Annotated in this window: 8 protein-coding genes; all 8 read left to right on the top strand. The window is 66.0% G+C overall.

The genetic code is table 11. The features are described 5' to 3' along the window. Positions 1-34: 34 nt before the first annotated feature. On the top strand, positions 35-226 hold the full coding sequence (locus ACHAAJ_RS09780; protein WP_435727896.1) for a hypothetical protein: 192 nt from the start codon (positions 35-37) through the stop codon (positions 224-226). Continuing rightward, positions 159-467, top strand: coding sequence for a nuclease-related domain-containing protein (locus ACHAAJ_RS09785; protein ID WP_435727897.1), 309 nt, complete (start codon positions 159-161; stop codon positions 465-467). The genes ACHAAJ_RS09780 and ACHAAJ_RS09785 overlap by 68 nt, the downstream gene beginning before the upstream one ends. Positions 468-606: 139 nt before the next feature. Next, the gene (locus tag ACHAAJ_RS09790) at positions 607-1824 is read left to right on the top strand and encodes a hypothetical protein (RefSeq protein WP_435727898.1); all 1218 of its coding nucleotides are present in this window, start codon (positions 607-609) and stop codon (positions 1822-1824) included. Further along, on the top strand, positions 1824-3173 hold the full coding sequence (locus ACHAAJ_RS09795; protein ID WP_435727900.1) for an SNIPE associated domain-containing protein: 1350 nt from the start codon (positions 1824-1826) through the stop codon (positions 3171-3173). Before ACHAAJ_RS09790 ends, ACHAAJ_RS09795 begins: the two co-directional genes overlap by 1 nt. A gap of 91 nt (positions 3174-3264) precedes the next feature. After that, a complete protein-coding gene (locus ACHAAJ_RS09800; protein ID WP_435727902.1) occupies positions 3265-3870 on the top strand; it encodes a DUF6308 family protein in 606 nt (201 codons plus the stop codon). 847 nt (positions 3871-4717) lie between these two features. Next, complete coding sequence (locus ACHAAJ_RS09805; RefSeq protein WP_435727904.1) at positions 4718-5227, top strand: hypothetical protein; 510 nt, start codon at positions 4718-4720, stop codon at positions 5225-5227. Between the two features lie 90 nt (positions 5228-5317). Beyond that, complete coding sequence (locus ACHAAJ_RS09810; protein ID WP_435727905.1) at positions 5318-6367, top strand: COG1361 family protein; 1050 nt, start codon at positions 5318-5320, stop codon at positions 6365-6367. A gap of 497 nt (positions 6368-6864) precedes the next feature. Continuing rightward, positions 6865-7058 (top strand): PAS domain-containing protein (locus ACHAAJ_RS09815; RefSeq protein WP_435727907.1); only part of this gene is annotated, 194 nt, incomplete at its 3' end.

Consider the following 7058-nt stretch of genomic DNA (forward strand, 5'->3'; position numbering starts at 1 on the left):
CCATTCCGTCGGTTCCGGCGCATAAGCTCCGGCCATGACCGAACAACTACTCGCGTTCGTCGTTGCCTGGATGGACACCCCCATGGGCGTAACCGTGGTCGGCGCGATCATCGTCTTCATTGCAGTGAGCACTATCAAATGGGCGACCACGAGCGTTCATGCCCTCTTCACGGGCATACCCAAGAGGTTCGAACGATGGCTCAACCGCCAACAGAACATGCTCTAGTGCCAGAGGTCAGACACGCACGGAGGGAAATCCGCTCGGCCCCGACAACCGGCCCTGGTACCAGGTCGCCTTTGCGGAAATCAGGACCGGGCACATCCTGGCATCGCTCGCTCCCGAATGGGCGGTTCTGCACGCCGTCCCGGTCGGCGCCGGCACCGCGGACATCGACCATGTGCTGATCGGTCCGGCAGGAGTCTTCACGCTCAACACCAAGGACCACAACAACAGAGCGTCTGGGTAGCGGCTGCAACAGCATCTATGACGTTGCAGCCGCTCGAGGCGCTTTCGTGCGCGGCGGCGTTCGTTCCAGCCGCTTGATAATGTGAGGCTCATCCTATTGAAAGGCAGCTGTGGCGCGTCGACGAGGTTTCCTGGCAGAAATGCAGCACCAGAACAGGCTGGCCGAGCAACGCCAGCGTGCCGCCGCGCGGGAACGCGCGGCGGCGGTGCGGCGCAGCGAGCAGGCGCACAGGGCCGAAGAGCGAGCCATGCTCGCAGCGGGACGCGCCTCCGAGGCCGACCGCAAGCGCCTGGAAAAGGAGGCCGCCGCCGCGCACGTAGCTTCCCGGCAGGCCGAGGTCGAGGAGCTCAACGCCGAACTGGCCGCCACGTTCGACAGCGTCGACACGCTCCTCGAGGCGACCCTGGACGTGGACGACTACGTTGACCTCAAGGACCTGCGCCGGACCGTCGAGCACCCGCCGTTCCCCCGTGGAGACCTGAGAAACCCCGTCCCGGCGCCCACGCTCATCCCCGACCCCCTCCCGCCGGTCCTCCAGCCTCCGGCCCCGCCGACCGGGATCTTCGGTCGGAAAAAGAAGCTCGCCGAGGCACAGGCGCAGTCCGAGGCGGAGTACGAGCAGGCCCACGCCGCTTGGGACCACGAGATGCAGCAGCTTCCCGGCAGGCGTCAACAGCTGGCAGACCAGCACGACGCCCAGGAACGGGCACGCCAACAGGCGCTGAAGGTCGAGGTCGACCGCTACAAGGAAGAATGCGCGCAGCGCGAGCGGGAAACCTCCGAACACAACGCCTCGCTCGAGCAGTTCATGGCGAACCTCAGCTACGGGGCCGTCGACGCGGTGCAGGAGTACATCGGGATCGTTCTGGCGAACTCCGTGTACCCGGACGGTTTCACCGTGGAGCACGAGGCCCAGTTCGATCCGGAGAACGCCGAACTCTCCCTGCGGGTCCTGATCCCGGGCCCGGACACAATCCCCGCGATCAAGTCCTACCGCTACGTCAAGGCCAGCGACGAGATCACCCCGGTCTCCCTTTCCCAGAAGGACGCGAAGGACCGCTACGCGGGTGTCGTCCACCAGGTCGCCCTCCGGACCCTGCACGAGGTCTTCGAATCGGACCGCCGCGGACTCGTCCAGAGCATCGCTCTCGAAGTCGGCACCGAGACGGTCAACCCGGCCACCGGCCGGGAAACCTACATCCCGCTGGCAGCGGTGGGCGCCCCCCGCGACACGTTCTCCGAACTCGACCTGTCCGCGGTCGTCCCGGCTGCCACACTGGAACACCTCGGCGCCTCCGTCTCGAAGAACCCGCTCGGCCTCGTCCCGGCCAACAGCACCGGCGTTCGCCGCTCCTGATGGCAGCCACCGAACAAGCCCTGGTGTTCAACCCACCCCCGGGCTGGCCCCAGCCGCCCCGCGGCTGGCGGCCTCCCGTGGGGTGGACCCCGGACCCAGCGTGGCCCGACCCGCCGGAGGACTGGCAGCTGTGGCTGCCGCCCGAGGGCTCCGTACCCGCCGAAGCTGCCACAGACCCGGCCCCCTCCGTGCCCGCCCGTCCGGGCACCCCGCCCGAGTCCGCCAGAATCGCGCTGCTGGAGGCGGAGAACGCCGCGCTGCGGCAGCGGCTTTCCGAAGCCAACGCCACCACCGGGGACTACGTCGAACTCGACGATGCGCGGGTACTGCAAGAAGTCGGGATCTACCGCTACCACCACCCCCTGGAGAACGCCGCGTCGTTCCGGGACCGCCTCGACGAGATCGAGGCCCGGATCGCCGAGCTCGTGAAACTCGGCGGCGCGATCGTGAAGTCCAACCTCTTCACTTTCGACAACTCGCTGGCCAAGGGCCGACGGATGTCCGAGGACCTGGCCAAGCTCATGCTCCGCGCCTACAACGCCGAGGCCGACAACAGCATCCGGTCGCTGAAGGTCGGGAACGTCGTGACCGCCAAACGCCGGCTCGAAGCCTCCCGGACCGCCATCGCGAAGCTCGGCGCCATGATGGAAATGCGCATCAGCGACGACTTCCACCACCTGCGCAACGAAGAGATTGAGCTCACCGCCGACTGGCTGATGAAGAAGCAGGAGGAAAAGGAAGCCGAGCGCGAAGAGCGGGCCCGGCTGCGCGAGGAACGCCGTGTCGAACGCGAACTGGCGGAGGAACGCGCCCGGCTCGATAAGGAACGCAGCCACATCCTGAACACACTGAACGCGCTGCGCGCCGCGGGTCAGGCAGACAGCGACTTGGAGCAGCGCCTGGCGAGCATCGACGACGCGATCACGCAGAACGACTTCCGGGCGGCGAACATCCGCGCCGGCTACATCTACGTGATCTCCAACCGCGGAGCCTTCGGCGAGGACGTCGTCAAGATCGGCCTCACACGACGTCTCGAGCCCACCGAACGCGTCACCGAACTCGGCGGAGCGTCCGTGCCGTTCCGCTTCGACATCCACACGCTGTTCTTCTCCGAGGACGCCGTGACACTCGAGAACGAACTCCACAAACACTTCGCCGCCAGACGACTCAACCAGGCCAATTCCCGCAAGGAATTCTTCTTCGCCACCCCGTCCGAGGTGCGCGAGGTCCTGCTGGAGAAGGTGGGGAACCTGCTGGAGTTCAACGAGGACGCCGCGGCAACGGAATATCTGCAATCGCTCAACCAGTGGCCAGCGCGACCGGGCCAAACGGCGGGAATCCAGGCCTAACCGGATTTAGGTTTGCGCATGCTTCGGCCTGTGCCGCACCAACAACGGACAGTCCCGGCCGGGGCGCCGCGATCTACGAGGGGAACCAGACATGGCATCGAGTGGTTTGGCATCGCTGCAAGGCGAAGCGCGCGACAAGTTGGACCGTTACACGTCCACAACCCGGGGCTACGCGTTCAACACCTACGACAACCAAGGCGCCATCGATGCCCCTCTAACGCCGTCCGACGTGCTGATGGCCAACCTCCTGAGCCTGCAGCTCAGCGCGCGGGACGTCATTCCCCTTTTCACCGACGACAGCGGGCCCGCACAACGCCTCCGCGCGTCATTGGACCAGGCATTGGCCGAGCTGAGGGACGTTCGGCCATTCGAGTCCTACGAGGATCTCTCCTCGCTGGAGGAAGCGGTCGAAGGTCTTGCCGCGGCCAACACGGCCGCCATCCCGGTCAAATGGTGGACTGCCGTGACCGTATCCAAGGTCCTCCACCGGCGCCGGCCGCACATCGTCCCCCTGATCGATTCCCGAGTCCACCAGTTTTACGGAACTAAACGTCCGGAGGCGCTCCGAAAGGCGCTGTGGGAAGACATCCGCGACAACACGTCCTGGATGACCGATCTCGCCTCCACCAAAACCACCCCTGACGGGCGTCCCCTCTCCCTTTTGCGCCTGGCAGACATTCTGATCTGGATGCCCTGAGTGCACGCATCAACGACCCCTGCCCCACGCTGTACCCAGTGGCCCAGCTGCTTCTCCAGTTCATGGGTCTCCGCGAACGCCGATAACGGCGCATACGTCACCAGTACTCCCCCACGAACTCATGGACCTGGACGCCATCCTCGAGCCGGGGATGCTTGCATTACTTGCATTGCAAGCACCACACGGGACCTCGTCCGTGTGACTGCCCGAAACAGGACCCCGGCGTTCCACGGGTGCGGTCGCGGTCTCCGAAACCGGTGAGGCGGCTGTCTCCCATGTCTCCCCACCGGCCCGTCCCTGGGCCAGAATCGCCTCGGAGGAACACGGCACGAACACCAGCTGCGGGAAGCAGGGGACCGGACAGTGGACATAGACGAAGACTGCCAGCGCCGGACGCTGCTCGACGCGCTGCACGCGGCCCAAATCGGCCACGACGAACTCGCCTATCTGGGCGCGCGACCATGGGTGGGATCATCGTCACGTGGATTCCGGGGAGTATCGGCAGAGTTTTGCCTACCTTTTCGCAGCACCCTCGGGGCTCAAATCCCCCTACCTCCCGTGTGGCGGGTGAGCAGGGAGTCACTTTCTGAGTTTTATTTTTAAAACTCTTAGAAGACCCCACGTATAGATGTAGTACCTAGTCACGCACGATTCAGCGGTTCCGTCGGCGCCCGACTGACTCAACAGGCATTGCGATTGCTGTGCTTTTTAACACAGGGTGTGTGAATTTAAGCCAATCTAATGATAAATTTCGCCCAGGGCGAAGGTCCGGCACGACGTGGCCGGTTCTTTCCTCCCTGCTGGCCATCCGGCCGGCATCCCGGTTTCATTAGCAAAGGTCTCTCCCATGCGTAACATCGTTCGCACATCCCTGGTCGTTATCGGCTCTGCCGCCCTCGTCGGCACCATGGCCCTTCCCGCGTCCGCCGCGGACGTCATAGAGGGCACCAACACCGCCACCGTCGAGATCCAGTCGGGCTTCCTGGTCCTGGACACCACGGCCGCCGCCCTGACTCTGACCCACTCGGGGGCATCGGCTACTACCTCGACGGCCACCGGAGAGCTCACCGGGGTGAACGTGTCCGACATGAACAGCGACGGCCTCGGCTGGGATAGCACCGCTGTCCTCACGGACCTCACGGACGCGGCCACCGGGGTCATCGATACCTCCTTGGCGGAGTACACGAGCACGGTGACGGCGTCCGAGGGAACCATTCCGACCGGAGCAGGCAACACAGTGACCGCGGCCGACGGTGGAAACAACACGGCCACCTGGAACACATCCATCGTCGTCAACGTCCCGAACACCACCACCGGCGGCACCTACACGGGCACCCTCACGCACTCGCTGAGCTAACGACCGGGTGGGGACGGTGCCCTTCATGGCCGTCCCCACCTCGTGGTTCACGATTCGCAAAACCCTACCCCCCTTACAGAGGCCCCCCTGTTGCGTTCCCGGCTCACCGTCTTTGCCCTACTGCTTTTTGTCCTCCTGCCGGCAGCCGCGGCGCACGCCGCGGCGAACACCGGCACGGTCCCAGCCTCCCGGACCGCGCCGCTGGAGGAACCCGGGATCGGCCTGCGCCTCCTCGACGTTCCGGCCGCCACCCAGGACGACCCCCGCGCCCGCTCCTACATCGTGGACCACCTGAACCCCGGCACCACGATCGAACGGCGCATCCAAATCGCCAACGGGACGGACGAGACACGGGACTTCCGGCTCTACCCCTCCGCCGCCACCGTCCAGGACAACGCCTTCAGCCCCGCAACCGGACAGGTCCACAGCGAACTAACCACGTGGACCTCCGTCGACCGGCCCGCCCTCGCCCTCGAACCGGGGACCAGCACGGAGGTCCTGGTCACCGTCGACGTTCCACCGGACGCCCCGGAAGGCGAACAATACGCGGTCGTGTGGGCAGAGGTGCGGTCATCGAACGACGCAGCGAAGGGCATCGTCAACGCCAGCAGGGTCGGCGTGCGCGTGTACCTCTCCGTGGGTCCCGGCAACGGGCCGCCCGCGGACTTCAGCATCGACAGGCTGACCCCCAGCCGCAACCCGGACGGCGCCCCCGAACTCGCCACCACGGTCACCAACACGGGAGGTAGGGCCCTGGACATCACGGGTTCCCTCCAGCTCGACGGCGGCCCCGCGGGTCTCTCCGCCGGACCCAACCCCATCGACAAGGGCACAACCATCGCCCCCGGGGACAGTGCCCCCGTCCGCGTGACCCTGCCTTCCGAACTTCCCAACGGGCCCTGGCAGGCAACCCTCGAACTCAAAAGCGGCCTGGTCTCCCACGAGGCCACGGCCACCATCGTCTTCCCCGACGCCGGCCAAGGGGTAGCCGTCGACGCCGACGAGGGAGCCAACCCCATCTTCGTCGCTGCGGTGGCCGTGGGAATCGTACTGGTCCTCGCCGGGCTCGCCCTCTGGTGGCTTCGCCGCCGAAAAACGGTCCGGGCCTGGGCGCGGATCCCCCCGGGACCCAACGGATAGCCCCACCAAACGGAGGGCAGCGCACACATCGCCCCTCGGAACCGGGAAGTTCCGGCCCGACAGGGCGTCGGGCCTACCCGTGCCCGCCTGGCCACGTCATCCCGACCCATCGGCAGCCGGCATCCCCGGGTTCCCCCCCCCAGCGACTGGCGTGGACGTGCCCGCCGAACCATTTAGTCTCACCCCGAGGACGCCGCGACTGGGGGGTAGTCTCGGCAAAATAGCAACATCTGTCAAAGATATCCACGCACGGCAGATCCCCTGATGGGAGACATGAAATTGCCAATTGACCTGCGAGGCAGCCACCCGGGCGCGCACCCGGGACCACGCACACGTGCGACCAGATCCTTCGCGGTCACGGCCGTAGATCGGGGCACGGCGAGACCCCGCGCCCACCCCTGGCCTGAATTCCCGCACGCCTCAAGCCCGTTTGCCCACCGGCGTCCGCGTGAGAGCCGACCGAACGGTGTCGGCGCCAAATCATCCAGGACCCGGTAATGGTGCGGGAGAGCGGAACCGTATCAGTGGACTACGAGGCGTTGTTCCGGTCCGCTCCCACCGGCTGTGTGCTGACCCTTGTCGACGGAACGGTCGTGGAGGCGAACGACACACTGCTGCGATGGGCGGGACTGACGCGCGAACGACTGCTCGGAACAAACCTGTTGGGCCTGTTCACGAACGGAAGCCGCGA

The organism is Arthrobacter arnarulunnguaqae, assembly GCF_051262515.1.
Classification (GTDB): Bacteria; Actinomycetota; Actinomycetes; order Actinomycetales; family Micrococcaceae; genus Arthrobacter_N.